At 37.8% G+C, this 25,984-nt stretch carries 18 protein-coding genes; 7 read left to right on the top strand and 11 right to left on the bottom strand.

The features are described from left to right. Positions 1-2 precede the first annotated feature (2 nt). From VIO64_RS04765 to VIO64_RS04730, 8 genes are all read right to left on the bottom strand, one after another. Entirely contained in the window at positions 3-1,193 is a 1,191-nt protein-coding gene (locus tag VIO64_RS04765) for a pyridoxal phosphate-dependent aminotransferase (RefSeq protein WP_331915695.1), read from the bottom strand. A gap of 53 nt (positions 1,194-1,246) precedes the next feature. Continuing rightward, positions 1,247-2,200, bottom strand: coding sequence for a serine hydrolase (locus VIO64_RS04760; RefSeq protein WP_331915693.1), 954 nt, complete (start codon positions 2,198-2,200; stop codon positions 1,247-1,249). A 45-nt stretch (positions 2,201-2,245) separates the two neighbouring features. Beyond that, entirely contained in the window at positions 2,246-3,565 is a 1,320-nt protein-coding gene (locus VIO64_RS04755; RefSeq protein WP_331915691.1) for a D-alanyl-D-alanine carboxypeptidase family protein, read from the bottom strand. Between the two features lie 251 nt (positions 3,566-3,816). Next, positions 3,817-4,455, bottom strand: a complete 639-nt coding sequence (locus tag VIO64_RS04750) for a hypothetical protein (protein ID WP_331915689.1) — start codon at positions 4,453-4,455, stop codon at positions 3,817-3,819. A 36-nt stretch (positions 4,456-4,491) separates the two neighbouring features. After that, positions 4,492-6,750: an S-layer homology domain-containing protein gene (locus VIO64_RS04745; protein WP_331915687.1), complete on the bottom strand. Its 2,259-nt coding sequence runs from the start codon at positions 6,748-6,750 to the stop codon at positions 4,492-4,494. Between the two features lie 29 nt (positions 6,751-6,779). Then, positions 6,780-7,976 (bottom strand): ABC transporter permease, encoded by a 1,197-nt coding sequence (locus tag VIO64_RS04740; protein WP_331915685.1) that lies wholly within the window; start codon positions 7,974-7,976, stop codon positions 6,780-6,782. Continuing rightward, complete coding sequence (locus VIO64_RS04735; protein WP_331915683.1) at positions 7,977-8,654, bottom strand: ABC transporter ATP-binding protein; 678 nt, start codon at positions 8,652-8,654, stop codon at positions 7,977-7,979. It abuts the gene before it with no gap. Between the two features lie 20 nt (positions 8,655-8,674). Further along, the gene (locus VIO64_RS04730) at positions 8,675-10,615 is read right to left on the bottom strand and encodes an HlyD family efflux transporter periplasmic adaptor subunit (RefSeq protein WP_331915681.1); all 1,941 of its coding nucleotides are present in this window, start codon (positions 10,613-10,615) and stop codon (positions 8,675-8,677) included. 219 nt (positions 10,616-10,834) lie between these two features. On the opposite strand from VIO64_RS04730, the gene VIO64_RS04725 reads away from it, so the two are divergent. The 3 genes from VIO64_RS04725 (at position 10,835) to sleB (ending at position 13,616) form a co-directional block, all read left to right on the top strand. Continuing rightward, on the top strand, positions 10,835-11,518 hold the full coding sequence (locus tag VIO64_RS04725) for a response regulator transcription factor (RefSeq protein WP_331915679.1): 684 nt from the start codon (positions 10,835-10,837) through the stop codon (positions 11,516-11,518). Next, positions 11,511-12,752, top strand: a complete 1,242-nt coding sequence (locus VIO64_RS04720) for a sensor histidine kinase (RefSeq protein WP_331915677.1) — start codon at positions 11,511-11,513, stop codon at positions 12,750-12,752. The genes VIO64_RS04725 and VIO64_RS04720 overlap by 8 nt, the downstream gene beginning before the upstream one ends. A 156-nt stretch (positions 12,753-12,908) precedes the next feature. Further along, positions 12,909-13,616, top strand: coding sequence for a spore cortex-lytic enzyme (gene sleB / locus VIO64_RS04715; RefSeq protein ID WP_414705237.1), 708 nt, complete (start codon positions 12,909-12,911; stop codon positions 13,614-13,616). 113 nt (positions 13,617-13,729) lie between these two features. Here the strand turns inward: sleB and VIO64_RS04710 are convergent, their stop codons facing one another. Continuing rightward, entirely contained in the window at positions 13,730-14,251 is a 522-nt protein-coding gene (locus tag VIO64_RS04710; RefSeq protein ID WP_331915675.1) for a peptidylprolyl isomerase, read from the bottom strand. Between the two features lie 46 nt (positions 14,252-14,297). Continuing rightward, positions 14,298-18,074, bottom strand: coding sequence for a phosphoribosylformylglycinamidine synthase (locus VIO64_RS04705; protein WP_331915673.1), 3,777 nt, complete (start codon positions 18,072-18,074; stop codon positions 14,298-14,300). A 117-nt stretch (positions 18,075-18,191) separates the two neighbouring features. Here VIO64_RS04705 and VIO64_RS04700 point away from each other — a divergent pair, with 117 nt between their 5' ends. The 3 genes from VIO64_RS04700 to VIO64_RS04690 all read left to right on the top strand — a co-directional run bounded on the left by VIO64_RS04700 (position 18,192) and on the right by VIO64_RS04690 (position 21,437). Then, positions 18,192-19,076 carry a LysR family transcriptional regulator gene (locus VIO64_RS04700; RefSeq protein WP_331915671.1) on the top strand — a complete coding sequence of 295 codons (885 nt, stop codon included), beginning with the start codon at positions 18,192-18,194 and terminating at the stop codon, positions 19,074-19,076. 124 nt (positions 19,077-19,200) lie between these two features. Continuing rightward, positions 19,201-19,755 carry a helix-turn-helix domain-containing protein gene (locus VIO64_RS04695; protein WP_331915669.1) on the top strand — a complete coding sequence of 185 codons (555 nt, stop codon included), beginning with the start codon at positions 19,201-19,203 and terminating at the stop codon, positions 19,753-19,755. A 26-nt stretch (positions 19,756-19,781) separates the two neighbouring features. After that, positions 19,782-21,437, top strand: a complete 1,656-nt coding sequence (locus VIO64_RS04690; RefSeq protein ID WP_331915667.1) for an AMP-binding protein — start codon at positions 19,782-19,784, stop codon at positions 21,435-21,437. A gap of 97 nt (positions 21,438-21,534) precedes the next feature. Here VIO64_RS04690 and htpG read toward each other — a convergent pair whose 3' ends face one another. Next, on the bottom strand, positions 21,535-23,433 hold the full coding sequence (gene htpG / locus VIO64_RS04685; RefSeq protein WP_331915665.1) for a molecular chaperone HtpG: 1,899 nt from the start codon (positions 23,431-23,433) through the stop codon (positions 21,535-21,537). A gap of 272 nt (positions 23,434-23,705) precedes the next feature. Between htpG and VIO64_RS04680 the strand changes: the two genes are divergently transcribed. Then, positions 23,706-25,853: a methyl-accepting chemotaxis protein gene (locus VIO64_RS04680; RefSeq protein WP_331915663.1), complete on the top strand. Its 2,148-nt coding sequence runs from the start codon at positions 23,706-23,708 to the stop codon at positions 25,851-25,853. Positions 25,854-25,984: the final 131 nt, after the last annotated feature.

Below are 25,984 nucleotides of genomic sequence, written 5' to 3'. Positions count from 1 at the left end.
AGTTACCCTAGTTCCCTGCAATCCTTAGCAAGAGCTTCAAAAGCAGGAAGTGCTGCATTAATTGTATCTAAACTACTGCAATATGCAATCCTGAAATATCCCGGACATCCAAAACCTTTTCCTGGTACAATAAGAAGATTATATTTAAGTGCCATCTTTACAAACTCAACATCATCCTCAATAAGTGCTTTCGGAAAAAGGTAAAATGCACCCTCAGGCTTTACGCATGTAAAACCGAGACCTATCAAGTGATTGTAAAGTATGTCTCTACGCTTCTGATACTCTTCAACATTTATTGTAACATCCATGGTTTCTGCTATCACCTTTTGAAAAAGTGAAGGAGCATTAACATATCCTAAAGTTCTATTTGTGAATATTAAAGCATCCATCAGCATGTTTATTTCTTTTATTTTGGGGCTGGCCGCAACAAATCCTATCCTCTCACCCGGAAGTGACAATGATTTACTAAAGGAACACCCTTGTATGGCATTATCAAATATTTTTAATATGCTAGGCAGCTTTACCCCATCATAAACCAGCTTATTATATGGTTCATCCGATATTACAAATATTTCAGTTCCGAATTCCTTTTGTTTTTCTTTGAGAATCTCAGAAATTTTTATTAAGGTTTCCTCTTTGTAAATAACACCTGTGGGATTGTTTGGAGAATTAATTATTATGGCTTTGGTATTCTTTGAAATTTTGCTTTTTAAGTCATTCAGATCGGGTTCAAAAGTATTCATATCAGGCTTTACAATCACAGTTTTTCCGCCATGGTTATCTATATAGAAAGAATATTCTACAAAGTATGGTGCAAAGATGATTACTTCTTCATCAGGGTTTAGTATAGATTTAAAAATAATATTAAGTCCTCCTGCCGCACCGCAGGTCATAACAATATTATCTGCTTTTAACTCGACATCTGTTTCTTTTGTCAGACTTTGAGCAACTTTTTCCCTTACATCGGCAAAACCTGCATTATTCATATACTTATGAATTCCAGCTTCATCGTTTAATATATATTTCTTCAAAGTATCCTTTACCAATGAAGGAGGCTCCATATCGGGATTGCCTAATGTAAAATCAAAAACATTTTGGGCACCGTGAATTTTTCTTAATCTTTCCCCTTCTTCAAACATTGCTCTTATACCTGACGAGTTTGTCAGGTTATTAACTACCTTTTTTGAAAGCATACTAAACTCCTCCTATGTAATTTTATCTATATATTCATATATTATTCTTTATTTTAATCCAAATCATATACTATTTTTGATATTTTAGCAACTTCCCCGGGGGCCTTATTCTCATCAACTTCTTTGGACATTATGGAAATTATGTACGGGTTATCTTTAAAAACTATGCCCACATCATTTACTGTATTTACCTGAGTCCCGATTTTGTGAGCCACTTTTATATTTGAAGGGAGAAGTGCCGGAATTCTGTCATTGAACTTAGTATTTAATAGGCTGTCCATCAGTTCCATACCCAATTCACCATTTGTGTTGGAAAACTCATAGATATGCTTCATATATATCCCCATGTCTCTTGGACAGGAAACATTCTTGTCGTCTTTGACAACAGTCCCACCAATACTCCTCATGTAATTCTTAATGTTATTAATTCCTAAATATCTTAAAAGCATATTTGTAGCTACATTGTCACTGTGAGTTATTGATAATCTCGACAACTGCTTTATAGTATACTTCTTACCAAAACTCTGAGACTGTATTATGCCGGTTCCTCCTTCGAAATCATCCCTTATATATTTTAATGTTCCTAACGGATTCACATCACCAGTTTCTATCTTCCGGAACAAATACAGGTTTATCGGCACCTTAATAGTGCTCGCAGCAGTAAACTCTTCGTATTCATTAATACCGAAGGATTCTCTAGTTACAAGATTATAGTAATAAACTCCATAGTGACCATCTAAACCACTAAGATATTTAGATAGTTCATTCTTAATCCTGTCGGTTTTTTCACTACCAACCCCATTTAAATTGTCTTTGTTGTCCTCTTGATGGTTTATGGAATCTATCTTGGAAAATTGCTGTGAAAAAGCTAATACATCTTTTATTATATTCTCACCTGACAACATTCTATTTATTTGATACCCCATAAAGAATAGCAAACACAATATAAGGAGAAACCTTATTCTTTTATAAATAAGCCTTATCCTTTTGGCCTTTTTTGAAGCCATATAAACACTACCGCCCTTACATATGAAATAACATATTTGAAATTATCAGAGGCTGTTCATCCTTCTGGCTCTTCTTGATATGCGTCTCATAACAAACCTTAAAAGCATAAATGAAACACATAAAATAGCAAGGGGAAGTATTATTTTTTTTACAGCACTATCGGACTTTTTAACCTCTTCAGATTCCTGGTTTACTACTAAAGGATTTTCTATACTGCGTGCAGCTAATACATTTACTTTTCCTACAGAAACGCCGTTTTGTTTATATTCTATAAACCCTAACTTATCTCCTTTTTTTACAGGTGCCTTAACAGATAACTGTATTTGCTCATCCTTTGTAATATCGTCAGGAGAATTTATTGGCACTATAGAAGAAAAATCGGTTTCTGCAATTAAATCCAGTTTTTCATTGCTTGTAGAATTCTCAATAGGTATACTTTTAAGCACTTCATTGGAAGACACAATCTTTTTGTTTGCAAAGTGTTCAAATCCATACTTAAATATCTCCTTTGTGTATGCAAACACTTTGTTGTTACCTTCTGTTACATGCATTACTGCAGCTATCAATTCAAGCCCTTCACTGTTTACAGCTGATGAAACCAGATTATTTCCTGCTGCACTGGTATACCCTGTCTTTATACCATTAACTTCGTATTCGTATTTCTCACCATTTATTGTATACGGGTATTTATTTGAATACCAAAGCAGTTTATTTGTAGATCTTAAAGGATCCCATTTTTGATGTTTGTTTGTTGCAGGCAAATCGTTATAATATTCTTTAGTCACTATCTCTCTGATTTCCGGCTTTGTCATGGCATATCTGGCAATCAGTGCCATATCCCTGGCAGTAGATAAATGGTTTGCCTCTTCTTTTGTATCGTCTTTACCACATGGATTTACGAAATTCGTATTAAATGCCCCAATCTCCCTAGCCTTCTCATTCATTTTCTTTGCAAATTCCTTATTAGAGCCGCTTATGTTTTCAGCAATTATATTAGCTGTTTCATTTGCAGACCTAATAAGCATTACATTGATCATATTCGCTAAAGTAAGATTGCTTTCACCGGCCATAATACCAATATTCATACCACCTGGACCAATATCATACACAGCATTTTGCGACACGTCCATAATGCTGTCTAGCTTACCGTTTTCAACAGCCAAAATGGCAGTCATAATTTTCGTAGTACTTGCAGGTCTAAGCTTAACATCAGCATTATTTTCAAGTAAAACCTGTCCTGTTTTTGAGTCCATCAATATATAAGAGTAACTTGAAGGAATGTTTACCTGCTGCGAAAAAGCAACGCTCTTTAATGATGCCATTATTATACATGCTTGTAAAAAAAACACAATCCTCTTCTTCATATTTATCCTCTGTAAAATGTAATATTTAACAAATCTTTCAAATCCTCAACAACCCTATTTCATCTCGACCAAGGCTATTATAACACTGTGGCTTTAGAACAATCAAGCAATTTGATTACCCAATTTCAGGTTACTCAAGACAAACCCGAATTATTTCTATAATGACAATAATTTAGGATATTTTTTCAAATACCAAACTATTGCCAAATAGAAATAAATTTTTATTTGCCAATTTCAGTTTTGCTGGGGAATCAACTCCTTGGTGATGGATCTTGAGAAGAAGCTGTATCAGGTGCTCCTGAAGATCTTGCAGCAGGTGTCTGCATAACTCTTATAGTTTCAATCTCTTTCTTGTCTCCATTATCCTTTTTGTACCATATTTGCACCGTCATACCCACTTTTATATCCTCTACTTTAAGCTTTTTCTCACTTAAATCATTGTTACCCCTTTCAAAGGTTGTAATTTCTGCTGACGAAGGAATTTCAATATCCATATTTTCTCCGGTCAATTTTCTCTGCGTCATTCCTCCAAAACCCTGACCCTCTCTTCTATTTCTGCCGATACCGTTATTGCTGTTATTTCTATCCTGAGAATTTTGCCTTCTTTCCCTCATTTGCTGCATTTCCTCTTCTGTAGGCTGCCTTCTCTGGGGAATTTCAATCAATGCCAAGGTAACCTTTCTTCCCGAAACAGACTTTACCTCACCATATATATCAGGGCTATTGTTTCCCCACATTCTTCTCCCATTCTGATCCTGGGCTGAGGTATTCAGATTATTTGATTCCTGAGCCGATTGCCCTAAATCATCTGATGATTGACCGCATGCTGAAAGCCCAACAAGACTTGTTACCAATAACAGAACAGCAATTGATCTTTTTAAATTTTTCATACTCATATTCCTCCATCCGCCTTACAAACTCATTTATCATATTTCACTTAATAGCACCATTTTTACCATATTGTTATAATCGGTAAAAAGAGATACATCAACATATGTCTTATCTGTTCTTAAATCATCCTTGCCAATAACTGTAATGCCACCATCTATACCCTTTTTATATATTACCATATCATTCCTAAATCTATATACTTTGTCGTTAATCTTAATACGCTTCATGTCATAAGCTTGTATTTTTGTCGACTTGTTATATGAATAGGTAATTCCAAGTACGGCATCAATGCCTCCTGACATACTTACAATTGTGGTAGAGCCTATCTGGGCATTTGTCACAGGTCCGTTATAACTATACTCTCTGCCGTCAACCATAATAGAATACCTGCCGCCGCTAATCTTAGACACCACACCTAGCTTATATTTTTGGTCTAAAAGATCGCTTGCCACAATTATATTAATATCACCAAATTCTCCCGATTTATTTATATGAATAATTTTTCCCGCTGGAATATTTCCGTATGGGATATCTGACCAATTTAATATATTTACCTGGGTATCTGAACCATCATTATTGGACATTATGTTATAGATTTTCACATCATCAGTTACAAGATATGAATCAATAAGCCTGTCATCCTTGTTTATGGTGTAGTCCTTAAAGCTTGTATACTCGATAGCCGAGACCGAAATATACTCATCATCTATCTTATTGTAGCTTATAAGGGTTCCCTTTAAACCACTGAAAGCATCTTTTGTTTTATAGGAAGCTGTAGTGTTATTAGGCAACAAGAGCTTTATAGTGCGTGAATCACCTGCAGTAGCATCAGAATAATTCAGCACAAGTGCATAATTCACAGAATCTTCGTAGGGGTATATAACATCTACAACTTTACCTTCATATCCGATCAATGCTATAACATCATCATCAATATTATAGCGGGAAGTGTTTCTGACCTTGCCAATATCCATATCCTTGCCGAATTCATAAGTTTTGGTGTCGATCTGAATCTGCTTTGCAGTTACTTTAGTGGGCAGAAAACCTTTTAGCTTTCCGGAAACCTTACTGTCCACAACTAAAATATAACTGTTCCCTCCCCATATGTCGGAAATTTTATAGCACACATCGTATTTTTCTATACTTGCAGCCTTTATAATCTGACTGTTTCTTATAATTGGCAGATTGTCATCATATGCAATGCTGCCGATCTTTTTCTTGGAAATATCGAGCTTACTTCCTATCTCTGGCTTACTATACACCGGATCGAAAATAAGTGCGTATTCATAGCCGTCCTGGCTGCTGTTTTCAGCAAAAATAATAGATGTGTTTGTCTGAAGCAAGTTTTTAAGGTTGTCATAGGTCTGCTTTGTTCCATTATAGTAATAGGTTGTTTTGTCAGGCAGAACAAGTGAATTGCTCCTGCCCTCCTTATCCTTGTAAGTAATCTTTGTATCCGAAGCACTTTCTACAGTATAATTAATCAGTTTATTGAGCTTGTTGAAAACGCTAGTAATTTTGTCATCCTTTATATAAAATTCATATTTACTTCCTAATTCAGGCTCTTTTACCTTTACATCCAGGTAAAACACTCCCTTATCGGTCATTATCTGATTTGATGCCAGTCTTTCCATAGTTTTGGAATTGGCCAGTACTATGTATGACTTGTAAAAGTCTATAGATTCTGAAAATATTTTTTCCGTTTCCTGAGGATTTGTCTTTTTTATACTAGCCGACAGCATTGAATTTATCATAACAGCAGCGGCCCACCTAGGCATTGCGTCCATGGCCTGGAGCTTTACTCCGCTAGTGAGACCTATAACCTTGGCCTTCTCTATATAGTTATCAGGCCAGAACCCCTTCAAATCCTGATCTGTGTACCCTAAAACCCTTACTAGAACTGTACATGTCTGTGCAAATGTCACCTTATCGTATGGGTGAAATTTACCGTCCGGCATTCCGGTTATAAATCCTTTGCTGAGTGCAACATTTATGTACCCACTGGCCCAGCTGTTGTTAGGAATATCTGGAAACACAGTTGAACCCTTTAATGAATTGGCATCATCTCCAAGACCAGCCGTTACAACTATGATTTTTGCAAATTGCTCCCTTGTCAGCATACTGTCAGGATTAAACTTATTGAAGTTATCCCCATTCATGATCCCGAATACAGAAAGCCTGCTTATGGCATCATAATATGATGCATCACTCTTAACATCTGAAAACTCAGCAAACGCAACAGTTGATGTTGCCATAAATATTAGAATAATAAACATTGTTACTCGTAGTTTCATTTGGTATATCCTCCATTCTTTAAATGTTTTTATTCAAATCTCAATGCTTGAATTGGATTTAGTTTAGCAGCTTTATATGCAGGAAAAAGTCCAAACACAATTCCCGTTATAAGAGATATTCCGAAAGAAATAATTATCCACTCCATAGAGTAAACCGGCTGTATTGCGAAGGAAGATTGGAATTTGCCTATATTTCCTATAACAAATTTAATTATGCCCAGCCCTATTAGTACCCCTATAATTCCCCCGATGCCGGTAACCATGGCAGCTTCTATGAGAAATTGTATAAGGATACTTCGCCGTTTGGCCCCGATAGCCTTTCTTATACCTATTTCCCTGGTTCTTTCAGTCACCGATACAAGCATAATATTCATTATTCCAATACCTCCAACCAATAGGGATATAGCTGCTATCCCGCCCAGAACAAGCATCATTAATCCTGTAATATTATTTAAGGTTGAAAGCATCTGTTCCTGATTAAACACCCTGTACGAGTTAGTGTTATTGTATATCCTCTGCAGCAATGCATTTAATTTATCCATCACAATCGGAACAGACTCAGGTGTTGCCGCCTGTACCAGGAAATTACTGATTGTAGCTGATCTGCCAAGTCTCTGGGCAGATGTTACGGGTATTATGACCTGATCATCATCTGATTGGTCCAGTCCACCTGCCTTTTGCTCAAGGAGCCCTACCACTTTATATATTTGGCCGTTTATTTTCATTGTCTGACCTAAGGGATTCCTTCCTTCAAAAACATCATTTGCCACGGCTGTTCCTATTACTGCAACTTTTTGCCTGTAGTCCAGATCAAATGATAATAAAAACCTGCCTGATTGTACATGTACATTTCTAATTATCTCATACTCAGGACTGGTACCTATTAAAGAAGTACTTCTGGTTTTAGTTCCAACCTTAATTGTGACGTTGTTGCTGATAGTAGGTGCAACTGCAGCTATTTGACTGCTGTTTTCCTCTGAGAACTTCTGAAGGTCCTCATAGCTTATATTTCTATTACTGTTTCTCCCTTGTATGTTAATAGAAATCAGATTGGTACCGAGACCCTGCAGCTGATCGGTTATACTCTTGGTACTGCCCTGGGCAAATGCCACTGCCGCTATAACAGACCCAACACCTATAATAACTCCCAGCATTGTAAGAAAAGACCTTACCTTGTTGCTTAAGATACTTTTTATTGCCATTTTATATGCTTGAAAGAGTCCCATTTATCCCACCTCCCTGTCTTCAATAATTTCTCCGTCTTGAATTCTGACAAGTCTCTTTGCCTGATTGGCAATGTTATTATCATGGGTTATGAGAATAATGGTATTCCCCTTTTGGTGAAGCACGCTTAATATATTCATTATTTCAGCCCCGGATTTTGTATCCAGATTACCGGTAGGTTCATCAGCAAGAATAATCGGCGGATCACTTACAAGTGCCCTTGCAATGGCAACTCTCTGCTGCTGGCCTCCGGATAGTTCAGTGGGCTTGTGATGCAGCCTGTCGCCCAATCCCACCATTTCCAAAGCAGCCTTACAACGCTGATGCCTCTCTTTGGTCCCAATACCTTGATATATAAGGGGAAGTTCCACATTTTCAAGAGCAGATAGCTTTTGAAGAAGATTAAAACCTTGAAATATAAACCCAATTTTAAAATTTCTTATTTCAGCAAGCTGGTTATCATTGAGCTTGCTTATCTCACGGCCATCCAAGGTATATGTCCCTGAAGTTGGGGTATCAAGACAGCCAAGCATGTTCATGAGCGTTGACTTTCCTGAGCCGGAGGGCCCTATTATGGCGACAAACTCATGCTTATTTATATAAAGATCAATACCATTTAGTGCATTAATTACATTATCACCCATTTTATATATTTTTCGCATATTTGATATTTCAATCATGTCCATCCTCCCGATTATGATCAGTTTCTTCTCTGATTGCCGGATTGCTGGCTGCCGGATTGCTGATTGCCGGATTGTTGGTTGCCGCTCTGTTGGCCCCCGGATTGACGAGTGGTGTTCCTCTGCTGGAAGTTTCCTCCCATTCCCCCTCCAGGCATTCCACCGCCCATTCCACCTAATCTAAATCCTGATTGGGTATTTTCTTGGGAAGTGCTGGCTATAATAGGCGGCAGTATCACTGTCTCTCCCTCTTCAAGACCGCTGACCACTTCTATGTAAGAATCATTGTTTATCCCCAAAGCAACCTGCTTTGGCACAGCATTTTTGTAATAGTCAGCCATAGCAGGATTTCTTTGCATCATTCTGTTTGCATTGCCAGGTCCCTGATCTCCTTGTGGATTACCTGTTCCGTTTCCTCTTTGTCCCTGATTATTACCTGCCTGCTGTCTTTGCCTTCTATTTGGTACATCACTGTCTTGCTGGCTTTGACCTATATTCTGATTGTTTTCATTTACCTGACCTAAGTCATTGCCCCTAACCCATACACTGCTTCTGTTTCCCATTCTAGTCACAGCCTCGATAGGCACTCTTAGTATATCGGTTTTTTCCAATACCATTATTTCTGCATTAACATTCATTCCAATCCTCAGATTATCAATATCATTAACCTTTATAGTAACGGGATAGACACTCACCCCATTAGATGATGTACCCTCAAAGGCTATCTTGGATACCTCTCCCGTCAATGGCCTTACATTCGTTTCAGTTAAGGCATCAACCGTAATATTTACCTTCTGTCCCGTCTTAATTTTATCTATATCAAGCTCATCAATATTCACATCAAACTGAAGGTTTTTCATATCTATGATATTTCCCAGCAAATCTCCTGCCTTTACATTGTCTCCTACTTTCTTTGTCTGATCCATAATTATTCCGTCGATTGATGCATAGACCTTGTAGTAAGACAATTGTTTCTTAGCTGATTCCACCTGTGCGTTTGCATCAAGAATTTTAAGATCGCTGTTTTGCTTTGCCAGGGATAAATCATCGTTTTCCAGTTCAACTAAAATATTTCCGGCACTTATATGTGAATTTTCCCTTACATTTATACTTTTTACCGTTCCGCCGGAAGTACTTTTAACATTTTTTACATTTACATATTCCATTTTTCCTGTATCGGTACTTGTATGGCTACCTGATGATGTGCTTACCGAAACGGTGGCTTTCAACCCATCCTTCAATGCACCTGGATTATCAAAAGTTACTTCCACATCAAAAACTTGCCCTCCTGACGCAGATGGATATGGACTGGCTCCAATATATGTAACAACTCCGTTTACAGATTGCATTAATTCCTGGATATGCAATACTGCCTTATGTCCTAATTGAACTTGATTCTTTAGTGATGCATTAAAGGGAGCTGCTATTTTTAATTTAGAGGTATCTGTTATGGTAAGTATATTTGCCCCTCTCCCCAGCTCATCTCCTATTTTTGGGGTAAGATTTGTTATTCTTCCGCTTATAGGTGCAGTTATATTAAGCTCGGTAATGCTCTTTTGATTGTCATTGGCTGTAACCTGGTTCATCGCAAGATTGTTTTTAGCCTTTTCATAATTCAGCTTCGCATCGGAATCATCAAGCTCATAAAGCAGATCACCCGCTTTTATATTATCCTTATCTTTAAAATAAACCTTGGTTATAGTACCGGATACGCTTGTTGAAATGTCAACCTTATTGGCTGCTTTGATAAACCCCGAACCGGTGACCGACTGTGATATTGTTCCCCGCTCCACCCTTGCTGTCCTTATCTGCTGGTTGGTGTTTGCAGTTTTTGAACCAATCTTTATGATGTTGAATTTTACCAACCCAAACCCTACAGATCCTAAAACAATTAATACAATAAGGACTTTTATCAGCTTTCTTGAGAATAATCCCTTAATTTTGCCAGATAGTTTTCTCACAATATTTACCTCCTGCATAATGTTTTTCACTCATTTTACAATTCTAATAAACAAACCTTAGAAAATCCTTAAAAAGTATCGGAAAATTTTATTATTTTTAAAACACTGCTCTACATAGAATTTAAGGAAATTTAAAGAAAAGTGATCTAAAATAATTATTGAATGTTAAAATGTAATAATGAAATATATTTTTAATGCCATAACGAAGGGGAAATACAAATGAGACTTCTATTAGTTGAAGATGAACGCAGATTATCCGAAGCACTTTCTTATATTCTGAGGAAGAACAATTATCTTGTAGATGCAGCGTTTGACGGACCCTCAGGTCAGGAAATGGCAGAATGCAATATTTATGATGTTATTATACTTGACAGAATGCTTCCCGGAAAAGAAGGACTTGCTGTTTTACGTGACTTAAGGAAGCAAAATATAAGCACCCCTGTATTGATTCTTACGGCTAAAGATGAAATAAAGGACCGTGTTGAAGGCTTGGATTCAGGTGCTGATGACTATCTTGTAAAGCCATTTTCAACCGATGAGCTTTTAGCACGGATAAGAGCACTTAGCCGCAGAAAGAGTGAACAGATACAAAGCACTAACCTCAAAACTTCCCAATTTGAGCTGGATCCTTTAAACTGTGAAGTAACAATGAATGACCAAATAATCAAGCTGACTCTTAAGGAATCCCAGCTTTTGGAGCTATTAATCCGCAATAAGGGAAAAGTCATTTCCAGGGATCAGATACTAAGCAGGGTTTGGGGCTTTGACTCCGATGTTGATATGAACAATATAGAAATTTATATCTATTATCTTAGAAAAAAGCTTAATCTTAAGGATACAGGTGTACGCATTGAAACTATAAGAGGTATAGGCTATTCATTCAGGGAGGATAATAATGTTTAACGGTTTAAGGTTAAAGCTTACTCTCACAAATACAATAGTTACCGGACTTATTTTCCTGTTTCTTCTTTCAGGTGTTTATATTGTTATGCAGCACAGTATATCAAACCAGTCTGAAAAAATGATGAGAGCCATAGCCTCAAATGATAGATTCAGATATAGCCCGTTTATTACCAGAGCAAGGCCACTTGATCCCAACTATTTTTTTGTAGTGGTTGACAGTGTCGGCAACATAGTAGATACCTCACCTAATCTAACCAATTCACATGAAGAAATATATGCTCTTGTTGATAAAACCATGGAGGTTGGCCAAGATTTCTCATATATAAAAATTGATGGTGTAAGTTTCAGGTTTTTAAAGTCGTATTCCAATTTCAGAAATGACCTTTTAAAAATAGTGTTTTATAATACGCAGCCTGAGTCACAAATGCTGAAAAAGCTGCTCACCGTCATTGTAACCATCGGAATAATCACAGTTCTCATAACATTCCTTGCCAGCCTTTTTATGGCTAACAGGGCTCTTATACCTGTAAGACAGTCATGGGAACGGCAAAGGGATTTTGTTGCTGATGCTTCTCATGAGCTAAGAACCCCTTTAGCGGTAGTTCAAACAAACCTGGAGCTTGTGATGAGCAACAAGGAAGATACTGTAGAAAACCAATTGCATTGGCTTGAAAACATAAAAGCCGAAAATGCCAGGATGACCAAACTGGTAAATGACCTGCTTTTTATTGCCAGATCGGATGCAGGTGAATCTCAGGTTGAAAAGGCCTATTTTCCATTGGATATTATCTGTAAGGAAACCATTATTTCCTTCAAGCTTCTTTGTGACGGTAACAATGTCAATATAATAGATGATATTGAACATGATGTAAACTTTTACGGCAATGAAACCAGAATCAAACAGCTAATAACAATTCTGCTGGACAATGCTGTAAAATATACGCCCTCAGGCGGCCAAATAAAAGTTTCGCTTAAACAGATAGATACAAATGTAGAAATTAATGTTTCAGATACAGGCCTCGGTATCCCAAAAGAACATCTTAATAAGATTTTTGAGCGTTTTTACCGTGTAGATTCTTCCAGATCCAGCACAAGCGGAGGGACAGGTCTTGGACTGTCGATAGCAAAAATTATTGTTAATGAGCATCATGGCCATATCAGCGTCAATAGCGTATCTGGCCAGGGTTCATGTTTTCACATAACTCTCCCACTAAAAAAGAAAACTCATCATTGAAAATATATTAAGAGTTTTAATATATCATAATGAACTTTATTTTTTACCTTGCATAAAGTTTTTGAATTAATTATGTCAAATTACAAATAATAATTTATGTATTCCAGCTAATAATTACTTTTAAAACACTAAACTATAATAGCGAGGGAGAGTAAATTGTTTAAAAAAAGATATCTATCATCAATAATAGCACTTGTTTTATGTTTGGCACTTTGCCTGGCAACGGTGTATAGGGAAACAATATCCGATTTTTATGGCTTTAGCAAGGCTGCACTGTCCTATTACGGTTCACGAGGACAAGAAGTTATAGATATACAGTCAAAACTTTACAACTGGGGTTATTACAACGATATTGTAGACGGTATCTATGGTTATAACACTTATAAAGCAGTTACTTACTTCCAATCAAAAAACGGATTATCCGCGGATGGGATCGTAGGTCCTAAAACATTGGCAGCACTGGGCCTTCCAACAGGTGAAACAACCGTTAGTACTAAAAACAATTATTCCAATAACGGAGATACCTATTTGCTAGCACGGCTGATACATGGAGAGGCCAGGGGCGAATCGTATACAGGAAGAGTTGCCGTTGGTGCTGTAATTCTTAATAGGACAAGGGATGGAAGATTTCCTAAAACCATAGCAGGGGTAATTTATGAACCCGGAGCCTTTGATGCTGTTTCTGACGGTCAAATTAATCTTGAACCGGATCAACAGTCAATTAAGGCGGCAGCAGATGCCTTAAACGGATGGGACCCTACTTATGGCTGTGTGTTTTACTGGAACCCAGCCACAGCTACAAGCAAGTGGATATGGTCGAGAAAAATAGTAACTCAAATTGGAAAACATGTTTTTGGGGTATAGTCTTCTACACATTCCTATATATTCGTTTGTAACATTGATCTTTATTAAAAAACTCCACGGTTTCACAACAATATTGCATAAGTGAAACGTGGAGTTTTTTTATATTTCTCTAGCTAGGCTTTTTCTACTTCGCCGTAGTCTTCACCGAAGGTGTCCACTGTAATGCTCTTTATCTTTTGATCCTCAAGGGGCCTATCATTGTAATCTGTTTTGACAGACACTATTTTGTCCACTTCCTCAATACCCTCAAGAACAGAGCCGAAGGATGCATATTGTCCGTCTAAGTGAGGAGAATTTTTTACCATTATAAAGAATTGTGATCCTGCAGAGTTGGGCATCCTTGATCTCGCCATGGAGATTACACCCCTCTGGTGCTTTAGGTTATTTGTGTGCCCGTTCTGGGAAAATTCCCCGCGAATGCTGTAGCCAGGTCCTCCAATACCGCTTCCTTCAGGGCAGCCTCCCTGAATCATAAAGTCAGGAATAACCCTGTGAAAAATAAGACCGTTATAAAAACCTTTTTGTGAAAGAGAAATAAAATTTCTTACCGTATTAGGTGCTATATTGGGATACAGTTCCACCTTGATCTTATTTCCGTTTTCCATTTCTATTGTTGCAATCGGATTATTTGCCATTCCATATTCCCTCTTTCTTATTAATAAATAATATTGATCACATTTCTTATTTAAAATATTCGACTCCTGCTTCAAATAACTTCTGGTCCTTTTCTCCAGGAACGTTTTTAATTACGTTGGTTCCGATCCTTTCAGAGTGACCCATTTTACCCAAAACCCTACCATCCGGGCTTGTAATACCCTCTATAGCTTCTATGGAACCATTTGGATTAAACCTTATATCATATGTCGGGTTTCCATCAAGATCAACATATTGGGTAGCAATCTGTCCATTGTTTTCCATTTCCTTTAATATTGCCTCATTAGCAACAAATCTGCCCTCACCATGTGAAACTGCTATTGTATGAATATCCCCTGCGTTAACATTATTAAACCACGGCGACTTTACCGATACGGTTTTTGTCCTAACCATGCAGGATACATGGCGGCCGATGGTATTAAATGTAAGCGTAGGACTGTCATCTGTAAGATCCCTTATCTCTCCATATGGAACAAGCCCCAGCTTTATAAGGGCCTGGAATCCGTTGCATATACCAAGCATCAATCCATCCCTCTGGTTTAGAAGGTTCATAACCGCCTCTTTAACATAGGGGTTTCTAAACGCGGTAGCTATAAATTTTCCTGAACCGTCAGGTTCGTCCCCGCCGCTAAAGCCTCCAGGAATCATGATAATTTGGGAATTATTTATTTTCTTAACCATGAGCTCTATGGATTCTTCGATCTCATGGGAAGAAAGGTTTTTAATTACAAGTACATCCGCAGCTCCTCCTGCTTTCTCAAATACCTTAGCTGTATCATACTCGCAATTGGTTCCGGGGAAAACAGGAATAAATATTCTTGGTTTTGCTATGCTTAAGCCTGATATTTTGTTGTTCCTGCTCTGGCACAGGTATTGTTTAGGTTTGCCGGCATTTTCCTCAGCCCTTGTAGGGAAGATTCTCTCAAGGGTGTTTTCCCAACTTTCCAACGCTTTTTCAAGGCCTATACCGGTACCGCTCACATTTATAAACTCCTCTTTTTGTGTATGTCCCAACAAAACATATTCGGTCTCACCAAAAGCGTCTTTAAGGTTAGTATTCCCCGGCACTTCAAGAATAATTGATCCTATTTCGGGCTTAAACAAATCACTATAATCCAGGCTGTCGTCAAACTTCATTCCAATCATGTTTCCAAAACACATTTTACTGACGGCCTCAGCAGCACCTCCTGCCTTAACCGTGCTGGCAGCCAACACCTTACCTGATTTAATAAGCTCACTAATTTTTTTAAAACCTGCCTTCAAGCTGTCAAACTGAGGAACCTCATCCTTGTCCCTTAACGCCTTTATCATTACAACCTGACTGTCTGTTTCCTTAAACTCACAAGATACTACGTCATTTACATTTACAGCAGCCACTGCAAAAGATACAAGAGTCGGAGGAACAGTCATATCCTTGAAGGTACCAGACATGCTGTCTTTCCCGCCTATTGCAGGAATACCAAGGTTCTTTTGAGCCATATATGCACCTAGCAATGCACTAAAAGGCTTACCCCATTTCTGAGGATCCTTGCCAAGTTTCTCGAAATACTCCTGTAATGTGAGCCTTGCTTTTTCATAATCCCCGCCTAACGCAACAATCTTTGCAACTGACTCGATTACAGCAAAAACGGCACCATGGAACGGACTCCATTTTGCAATGGCAGGGTTGTACCCAAACGTCATCAACGTACCAGTGCTGGTATCGCCACTTAATAAAGGTATTTTTGCAGCCATTCCTTCCTGGGGACTTAACTGATATTTTCCTCCAAATGGCAGCAGCACCGAGCCTGCACCTATAGTTCCATCAAATCTTTCAACAAGTCCTTTCTGACTGCATACATTAAGGCGTGAAAGGTTATTGAGCCACTTGGTTTCTATATCGGCTCCGGCTAAAACTTCATCCGGCAGTTTGTTGAAGTAATTGTCCTCCATAACAGGGGCCTCAACAAAAACCTCGGAATTTTGCTTTACACCATTGGTATTTAAAAAGTCTCTGCTTATATTAACAATTGTTTTATTTCTCCAGTTCATCCTGAGCCTGTTTAACTCAGTAACTTCAGCAACCACTACTGCCTCAAGATTTTCTTCCCTGGCGGCATTTATAAATGCCTCTACATTTTCCTTATCTACGACAACCGCCATTCTTTCCTGGGATTCCGAGATAGCAAGCTCAGTTCCGTCAAGCCCTTCATACTTTTTAGGAACCGCATCAAGATTTATTATCAGACCGTCAGCCAGCTCCCCTATGGCAACAGAAACTCCTCCTGCTCCAAAGTCGTTGCATTTTTTGATCATGCTGCTTACTTCCTGCTTTCTAAAGAGCCTCTGTATCTTTCTTTCGGTAGGAGGATTACCCTTTTGCACTTCAGCACCGCAAGTAAGAAGGGACTCTTCAGTGTGCTCCTTTGATGATCCTGTAGCTCCGCCGCAGCCGTCACGGCCTGTTCTGCCTCCTAAAAGTATAATTACATCTCCAGCTTGAGGGGACTTTCTTATTACATTTTTCTTTGGTGCAGCACCTATAACGGCACCTATTTCCATCCTTTTTGCAACAAAGCCTTCGTCATAAACCTCGGCAACCTGGCCTGTAGCAAGCCCGATTTGATTACCGTAAGAACTGTAGCCCGCTGCTGCACCTGTTGTTATTTTCCTCTGAGGGAGCTTTCCCGGTATAGTATCTTCCACGCTGGTTCTTGGATCGCCGCTTCCTGTAACACGCATTGCCTGATAGACATATGAACGACCTGAAAGAGGGTCTCTTATTGCCCCCCCAAGGCAGGTTGCCGCTCCGCCAAAGGGCTCTATCTCTGTCGGGTGATTATGGGTCTCGTTCTTAAACATTACCAGCCATTCTTCATTCTTTCCATCTACATCTACATTTACTACTATACTGCAGGCATTTATTTCGTCTGAAACATCCAGGTCCTCCAGCATGCCTCTCTTTTTAAACTCCTTCATGGCAATTGTGGCTATATCCATAAGGCAAATGTCCTTGTTTTTGTTTTCATAAACATAGCCTCTTGAGTCCAAATATGTCTTGTATGCCTTGTCTATTGCATCTGTATATATGCCTTTCTCTATATCTACTTTTTTAATTTCGGTAAGGAATGTAGTGTGTCTGCAGTGGTCCGACCAGTAGGTGTCAATAACCTTGATTTCTGTAACGGAAGGATTTCTTTTTTCTTCTTCCTTAAAGTACTGCCTGCAGAACTTTAGATCCTCAAAGGACATAGCTAATCCCATTTCTGTCATAAATCCCAAGAGCTTTTCATCATCCATCTCAATAAACCCATCAAGCTCTTCTACATCGTCAGGCATCTGCACTTCTACATCCAATGTAGAAGGCTTATCAAGCTTTGCTTCCTGACACTCAACAGGGTTTATACAGTAATTCTTTACCTTCAGGTATTCTTCATCAGATACTTGTCCTTCCAAAACAATAAGCTTTGCCACCTTTATCTGCGGCCTTTCACCCTCTGTAAGTATCTGAACACATTGGGAAGCTGAGTCAGCCCTCTGATCATATTGCCCAGGAAGGTATTCGATAGCTATAAGTTTACTGTTGCTTTCCAAATCTATCTTTTCATCACAAACACTGTCAACAGGAGGCTCTGAAAATATTATTCTTCTTGCTGCATCATACTCTTCATCAGATACACCTTCAACATCATAACGGTTTATTATTCTCACGGACTTTAACCCTTCAAGCTTAAGGTTCTTCTTTAGGTCCTTGTAAAGACCGTTTGCCTCTATGTCAAACCCTTTCTTCTTTTCAACAAAAATCCTTCTAACTATCCTGTTCATTTATATATCCCCCATTTAAATAACAATCTTAGGTCTCCAAGTTTTACACTATTATTATAATATGATATTATAAATAAGTAAAATTAATAATACTAATATGTTTTATAAGGATAACTTATGGATATAAACTTTGAGCTTTACAAAATTTTTTATCATGCCGCTAAATCCGAAAGCTTTTCATCAGCATCTGGGAAGCTTTTTATTTCCCAATCTGCTGTGAGCCAATCTGTTAAAAGCCTAGAAGGCAAGTTGGGAATTAAGCTGTTTGTCAGAAAAGGAAAACAGATGGTTCTGACCAGTGAGGGTAGCCTTTTATTGACTCATGTTGAACAGGCATACAATTTTATAAAAACTGCAGAGCACAAATTATTTGAAATACAGAATATGGATGCAGGAGAAATAAGAATAGGTGCCAGCGATACAGTTTGCCGCTATCACCTTGTACCTTATTTGGAGCAATTCAATACCCTTTACCCAAAAATTAAAATTCATGTTATAAACAGGACCTCCTCACAAATACTAAACCTTTTGAAAAATGGAATAGTGGATTTCGGCATTGTAACACTTCCAGTGGATTCTGATGATGTGGATGTCAGGGAATTTATGAGTGTTCAAGATATTTTTGTTGCATCGGATAAGTATTATGAGCTTATGGGAAAAAGCATCAGCTTTAAAGATTTGTCCCGCTATCCTCTTTTAATGCTGGAAAAAAACAGCTCTACAAGGCGTAATATGGATAGCTTCTTTAAGGAAGCAGGTGTATTCATAACCCCTGAAATCGAATTGGAAAGCGTCGACCTTCTTGTTGATTTCGCAAAAATCGGCTTTGGAATAGCCTGTGTACTAAAAGAAAGTGCTGCGGATTCCCTCAACAAAAATGAGCTTTTTGAGGTCTTAACAGAAGAAGATTTGCCTATAAGAAAGCTAGGCATTATTTCCATGAAATCGGTCCCGCTTTCAAAGGCTTCCTCAAAATTCATAGATTCTATACCTCACCTGTAAAATTGCCCTTAAACGGCCTTAATTCTTTACTTTTATGCCTTAATTATGCTATGATAATATTGTTTATTAAGGAACATCCAGTCACAAAGATGTTTCAATGCACATTTTATAAGGAGATGGTGCTATGTCCGAACAAATTAAACAAATCGCATTGCGAATCAGAGATTTAAGAGAAATATCAAAAGTTTCAGTAGAGGACCTGGCAGTTCAATTGAAAGTGCCCTTGGAGACATACAAGCAATACGAAAGCGGCACTTGTGACATTCCTGTTAGCTTCCTTTATGAAATTGCCAACAGGTTTAAAGTTGATCTTACTGCTATTTTAACAGGAGAAGACCCCAAACTTCATACTTACTCTCTTGTAAGAAAGGACAAAGGTATTGAGGTAAACCGCAGAAACGAATATAAGTATCAGCACCTTGCATATAATTTCCTCCACAAAAAAGCAGAACCATTCCTTGTCACGGTTGAGCCCGATTCCGAAGATTCGACCATTCAAAGCAATTCCCATCCTGGTCAGGAGTTTAATTATTGTTTGCAAGGTACTTTGAAAATAGTAATTGACGGTCATGAGATTATTTTAAATGAAGGAGATTCAATATTTTTTGATTCTTCTGCAAAGCATGGCATGAAAGCCCTAAATGGAAAAACCGCCAAGTTTTTGGCTATAATCTTGTAATTACATTGAGTTTAGGAGGTTTACAAATGTTATTGGAAAAATACCTTCCTCGCGTTGAGTTTGATTCTTACGAGGATTTCTTTGAAAATTTCAAAATAAATGTACCGGACAACTTTAACTTTGCTTATGATGTTGTCGACCATTATGCAGAAAAAACACCCGATAAGAGAGCTATGGTATGGTGTGATGAAAAAGGCGACTATGCTACATTTACATTTAAGCAGCTAAAGGAATACAGCGATAAGGCAGCTAATTTCCTTAAATCGGCAGGTGTTAAAAAGGGCGATCCCGTAATGCTCATTCTTAAAAGGCGTTACGAATTTTGGTTCTTGATACTTGCACTTCATAAGATTGGTGCTGTTTGCATTCCTGCAACGCATCTTTTAACAAAAAAGGATATAGCATACAGGAACAATGCTGCTGATATTAAAATGATAATTTGCGTTAATGAACCGGAAGTAATAAAACATGTTGAGGAGGCAGAGCCTGATTCACCTTCTCTCAAATTAAAGGCAATTGTGGGCGGCAGTCGTGACGGCTGGTTTGATTTTGTAAGCGAGCTTTCCAAAGCACCTGCCGAATTCACAAAACCTACAGGCAGCGATGCACCTACTAACGAAGATATTCTTTTATTATATTTTACATCAGGTACTACAGGAATGCCTAAGATGGTAAGGCATAATTATACATACCCGCTTGGCCACATCCTCACATCCAGGTACTGGCAAAACACTGTTGATGACGGCCTCCACCTTACTGTAGCCGATACCGGCTGGGCAAAGGCAGTATGGGGGAAAATATACGGCCAATGGCTTTCCGGAGCAGCAGTATTCGTATATGACTATGACAAGTTTGTTCCAAAAGAACTTCTAGAGGTTATTACCAAATACGGTGTTACCTCCTTTTGTGCTCCTCCGACAATCTACAGGTTTTTCATCAAGGAAGATTTGTCCAAATATGATTTCAGCAAGATGAAATATTGTGCAGTTGCCGGTGAACCCCTTAACCCTGAAGTGTATAATCAGTTTTATAATGCAACCGGACTTAAACTGATGGAAGGCTACGGTCAGACTGAGCTCACCGTTACTGTAGCTACATATCCCTGGATGGAGCCAAAGCCTGGGTCCATGGGCAAGCCCTCTCCAGGCTATGATATCGATATCATAAATGAAGACGGTAGCTCCTGTGAGGTCGGTGAAGAAGGTCAAATAATATTACGCACCGATAAAAGAAAACCAGTCGGAATGTTTGATGGATACTACAGGGACCCCGGCCTTACTTCCAAAGTTTGGCACGATGATATTTACTATACAGGGGACATGGCTTGGAGTGATGAAGACGGCTATCTTTGGTTCGTAGGCAGAGCTGATGATGTTATCAAAAGCTCCGGATACAGAATAGGCCCCTTTGAAGTTGAAAGTGCACTTTTAGAGCATCCGGCAGTTTTGGAATGTGCAATAACAGCAGTTCCTGATCCCGATAGAGGGCAGATTGTAAAGGCCACTGTTGTATTGACTAAGAACTATGAGCCTTCCGATGATCTGGTAATTGAGCTTCAGAACCATGTAAAGAAGGTTACTGCTCCATATAAATATCCTAGAATAATCGAATTTGTGAAAGAGCTCCCAAAAACAATAAGCGGCAAAATCCGCAGGGTAGAAATAAGAGATAACGATAAATAGCGTTGATTTTTATCATAAGGAATTGCGGTGCAAAATATTATATTTCCAGATAATAACAAAAGGGACCAAACAGGTCCCTCTTATTATTCCGGCAATATTAATTAGTCTCTACCAATCTGGTCAGCAACATGTTGCTTCTCTCAATGAATTTGGTCATCGCATCCGCACTAAGCTGCTTATGGCTCATCATTGCAAGATCATATATATGCTCACAGATAAGCTTTACTTCATCCTTACGCTCATCCTTGTCCTTAATGTTTATGACCTTTTTGATCAAATCATTGTTTTTGTTAAGAACCAGTGTTTCTTCATTTCCAAACATGTGGCTCATATCGAACCCACCGAATCTTGCCGACATCTCCTGCATTCTCCTTGAATGCTCATCTAGGAGAATCATTCCCGGTACACTGGCTGCTTTGAGGCTTTCCACCTTAAGCTTCAGCTTATCATTGCCAAGTGCGTCCTTAAACAGCCTTTCAAAGCTTTCCTGAAGCTCTTTGGATGCATTTTCATCAACATTTTCTTCCTTCTCCTTAAGGCTTTCCGAAAGATCGGAGTCAATTCTCAAAAACTTAACCTCGGTTTGCTTGGATTCTAAAAAGCTTATGAAATGGTTATCTATCATTGTTGATAAAATAACCGCTTCCATTGCGTTATCCTTAAATAGTTTGATATATTGGGCCTGCTGCCTCTCATCCGAAACATAGAAAATCTTGTTTTCGTGCTTCTCCTTATTGCGTTCTAAATACTCCTTCTGAGAAACATAATCGCCATTGGTTGTCTTATAAATTACAATATCCTTAACCCTGTCATAGAACTTACCTTCACGAATACATCCGTATTTTACAAATGGGTTTATATCATCCCAATACTTATTATAGTTTTCCCTGTCATTCTCATAAATTGATGTAAGCTTATCCGCCACCTTTTTATTTATATGAGTTGATATTTTATTTACATAACCGTCATTCTGCAGAAAACTTCTCGAAACATTAAGAGGCAGATCAGGACAATCCAGCACACCCTTTAAGAGCATAAGGAACTCAGGTATCACTTCTTTAATATTGTCCGCAACAAAAACCTGATTGTAATACAGCTTAATCTGCCCCTCCATTGTTTCAAACTCATGCTTTAATTTGGGGAAATACAAAATACCCTTAAGGTTAAACGGGTAATCCATATTCAAATGGATCCAGAACAGCGGCTCATTAAAGTCGTGGAACACCTTCCTGTAAAACTCTTTGTATTCCTCATCGGTACAATCCTTTGGGTTCTTGAGCCAAAGCGGGCTTGTATCGTTGATAGGTTTTAATTCTTTTTCTTCCTTATCCTTATCAGCTTCTTTCGCTTCTTCTGAAGGCTCTTCTATAGAATCAAAATACACTTCATATGGAAGGAATGAAAAATACTTTTCCAGAATTTCTCTAACCTTATAGCTTTCAAGAAACTCAAGGCTGTCTTCAGCCAGGAAAAGTGTTACTGTAGTTCCTCTTGAAGTTCTATCCGACTCGCCTATCTCATAATCAATACCGCCTGTGCTGACCCACCTTACAGCTTTTTCATCCTTCTTATAAGACAATGTATCAATCTGAACTTTATCAGATACCATGAAAGATGAATAAAAACCAAGTCCGAAGTGCCCTATTATCTGACCCTCATCGGTTTTGTCCTTGTATTTTTCCAAAAAGTCCTTGGCTCCTGAGAAAGCGATTTGGTTAATGTACTTACCAACCTCTTCAAATGTCATCCCGATACCATTGTCTATAATTTGCATTGTCTTGTCTTCTTTATTAATAACAACTTTTATTTGCCAATTGTCATCACCATCAAGATCAGCTTCACCTATTGCACTTAACTTTTTAAGCTTACTTATGGCATCTGAGGAGTTTGATACCAGTTCACGGACGAAAATGTCCTTTTCTGAATATAACCATTTCTTGATAATAGGAAAAATATTTTCCGTGTTAATTGATATACTTCCGCTCTCGTGCATCATATATATGCCTCCTTAACCATTATTTCTAATAATAAATATTACACTTACATCAGATTTTGTCAAGTATATTTTAGCACTCTTACATATAGAGTGCTAAAATATACTTGACAGTTTTATACACCCCCTTACTATCCTTTACAGTTATTGCAATTTGGCTACCTATAAAGTATTTCATATATTTTGTCGATATTATATTTAATATTACAACCTTGAACATCTCAGTAACCAACAATTTATCCAACAAAACCAATAATTGAAAAGGGGCTTTTTCTATGAGATTTATTAAAATTAATAAAATTACTCATTCTAATTTACTTCCAAAGTTTAAAGAAGTACTTTATAGAATTGCACGCTATTCAAGACATATTGGTATTCAAAAAAGACTTCTGGCATTTTTTATTCTATTATCCAGTGTGCCATTATTAAGTATCGGTATTCTCAGCTATACCAAATCCAGCTCAGCGGTTCAATCAAAGACAGAATCCTATTCCAGTGAAATAATGTCACAGTCTGCACGTAATATAAAAAATGTTTTATTTTTTATTGAATCGGGTTGTAACGAAATTATGAAAACTGTAGAATTCACAGAGACCATAAAGAAATATGACCAGGGCGGAATGCTTAATGGTGAAGCCTCTGAGATAATAAACCCAATCCTGAACAACAAATTCTCACCTACAGTAATAGAAGGCTGTGAAGGAGCAATATACATAACCAAAGGCCAGGTTCTAGGATCTTCTTCAAGCTATCAGACCGGCAGCGAATTTATAAGCATGATAAGCGATTTTGAATCTATTGCTAAAGATGCAAACGGAAAATATGTTTGGATGATGAAAAAGGGTGAACGAACTTTCCAGAATTATATTCTATCCATTGTTGAAGTATATCATGAATTGACAAATGAGCCTTTGGGCACTATTGTAGTTATGTTAAATGAGGCTTTCATAGGAACTATTTTTGATTCAACAAATATAGAAGGTTCTACCAATATCTTTGTGGTGGACAGTTCAGGAACTGTAATTTCAAGTAAAAATAAGAATACACTTAAAATAAATACTCAGTATTCCAATAAAAAATTTATTGATACTATCAAAAAAGCATTTGAAGTAAAAAACACTGATCCAGATCAAAATGGCAAAGCAAATAAGGGATATACTCACCTAATAGAAAACGGTGAAGAATTTTTGTTTTCATATTCCCAAGTCCCCGGTTTAAGTTGGTTTGCTGTTTCAACTATTCCCACATCATTCATACAAAGTGAGTCAATAACAATAAGATCAACTATTCTATATGTAAGCCTGATAATTTTTATCCTTGCAATTATTATTTCGATATTCATTGCCATTAGTATTTCCAATCCCCTGCATAAACTTGAAGGCCTCATGAAAAAGGCCAAGGACGGCAACCTTGATATATCTGTAAACGATACCTTCAATGATGAAATTTCCCACCTAAGCAATAACTTTAATGAGATGGTTGCAAATATAAGAGAGCTGGTTACAAAGGTTAACACCTCTTCAAACCAGGTTCTGTCAAGTGCCGAAAAACTTAGTGAAATGTCTTATTCTTACTACACATCATCTGAACAAATCGCAGTCAGCATGGATGAGATTGCCAAAGGAACCTCTGATCAGGCTTCAAATAATTATAAATCTTTAGAATATATAACCCAATTGTCTGATGATATAAAAAAAGTAGATTGTGATATGAAAAATGTATCAGAAATCATACATGATACCAGATATTTAAGCCAAAATGCAATCCAATCGGTAAAATCCCTTAATGAAAAGTCTCTTCAGACCAGCAAGGTATCAGAAGATATAGTAAATCAAATAAATTCCTTTTATGCAGATATGAAAGAGATACAAAACATTGTAAAATTTATTGGTAATATCTCCGAAGAAACCAACCTCCTTTCATTAAATGCTGCCATAGAGGCAGCCCGTGCCGGAGAGGCTGGGAAAGGCTTTGCAGTGGTGGCTGATCAAGTTAAAAAACTTGCCAGCCAGACAAAAGACTCTTTGGCATCAATAAACAATTCGATACAAAATATACAAAAAAAGGCAGATTTAACTTTCACCTCCGCAAACAAAACACAGGAAATCGTGGGCGATCAATTGAGTGCTGTTAGTGACACAGACACTTCATTCAAAGCAATTTTTAATTCAATGGAAAAAATCATTAAGTATATGAATGAGTTTGAAGTTTCAGTGAATAAAATACTCGACTCCAGCACTAAAACACTTGAATCAATCAATAACATATCAACCGTATCACAGGAAACCGCTGCTACCGTGGAAGAAATAACTGCAACAACTCAGCAGCAGATAGAAGTCATAGGAGAAGTTTCATCTCAATCAAAACTTCTAAGAGAAATGGCAAAAGAACTTAATGATTCGATATCATCCTTCAAGATATAGCAATATTACACTCAATCCACATATATTAACAAAAAATGCAAAATAAATATGTTAATAAAATTGTGTTAATAAATATAGCCAAAGGCAGGCAAAACAGCCTTTGGCTATATTATCGGTAATCTTTACATAAC

The sequence above is a fragment of the Pseudobacteroides sp. genome, from assembly GCF_036567765.1.
Classification (GTDB): Bacteria; Bacillota; Clostridia; order Acetivibrionales; family DSM-2933; genus Pseudobacteroides.
This window is presented reverse-complemented; position numbering and strand designations above follow the sequence as displayed.

Excerpts from the sequence above, each read along its gene's own strand:
- VIO64_RS04765 (WP_331915695.1), bottom strand. The coding sequence starts at position 1,193 with ATGCTTTCAAAAAAGGTAGTTAATAACCTGACAAACTCGTCAGGTATA.
- VIO64_RS04760 (WP_331915693.1), bottom strand. The coding sequence starts at position 2,200 with ATGGCTTCAAAAAAGGCCAAAAGGATAAGGCTTATTTATAAAAGAATA.
- VIO64_RS04755 (WP_331915691.1), bottom strand. The coding sequence starts at position 3,565 with ATGAAGAAGAGGATTGTGTTTTTTTTACAAGCATGTATAATAATGGCA.
- VIO64_RS04750 (WP_331915689.1), bottom strand. The coding sequence starts at position 4,455 with ATGAAAAATTTAAAAAGATCAATTGCTGTTCTGTTATTGGTAACAAGT.
- VIO64_RS04745 (WP_331915687.1), bottom strand. The coding sequence starts at position 6,750 with ATGAAACTACGAGTAACAATGTTTATTATTCTAATATTTATGGCAACA.
- VIO64_RS04740 (WP_331915685.1), bottom strand. The coding sequence starts at position 7,976 with ATGGGACTCTTTCAAGCATATAAAATGGCAATAAAAAGTATCTTAAGC.
- VIO64_RS04735 (WP_331915683.1), bottom strand. The coding sequence starts at position 8,654 with ATGATTGAAATATCAAATATGCGAAAAATATATAAAATGGGTGATAAT.
- VIO64_RS04725 (WP_331915679.1), top strand. The coding sequence starts at position 10,835 with ATGAGACTTCTATTAGTTGAAGATGAACGCAGATTATCCGAAGCACTT.
- VIO64_RS04720 (WP_331915677.1), top strand. The coding sequence starts at position 11,511 with ATGTTTAACGGTTTAAGGTTAAAGCTTACTCTCACAAATACAATAGTT.
- VIO64_RS04710 (WP_331915675.1), bottom strand. The coding sequence starts at position 14,251 with ATGGCAAATAATCCGATTGCAACAATAGAAATGGAAAACGGAAATAAG.
- VIO64_RS04705 (WP_331915673.1), bottom strand. The coding sequence starts at position 18,074 with ATGAACAGGATAGTTAGAAGGATTTTTGTTGAAAAGAAGAAAGGGTTT.
- VIO64_RS04700 (WP_331915671.1), top strand. The coding sequence starts at position 18,192 with ATGGATATAAACTTTGAGCTTTACAAAATTTTTTATCATGCCGCTAAA.
- VIO64_RS04695 (WP_331915669.1), top strand. The coding sequence starts at position 19,201 with ATGTCCGAACAAATTAAACAAATCGCATTGCGAATCAGAGATTTAAGA.
- VIO64_RS04690 (WP_331915667.1), top strand. The coding sequence starts at position 19,782 with ATGTTATTGGAAAAATACCTTCCTCGCGTTGAGTTTGATTCTTACGAG.
- htpG (WP_331915665.1), bottom strand. The coding sequence starts at position 23,433 with ATGATGCACGAGAGCGGAAGTATATCAATTAACACGGAAAATATTTTT.
- VIO64_RS04680 (WP_331915663.1), top strand. The coding sequence starts at position 23,706 with ATGAGATTTATTAAAATTAATAAAATTACTCATTCTAATTTACTTCCA.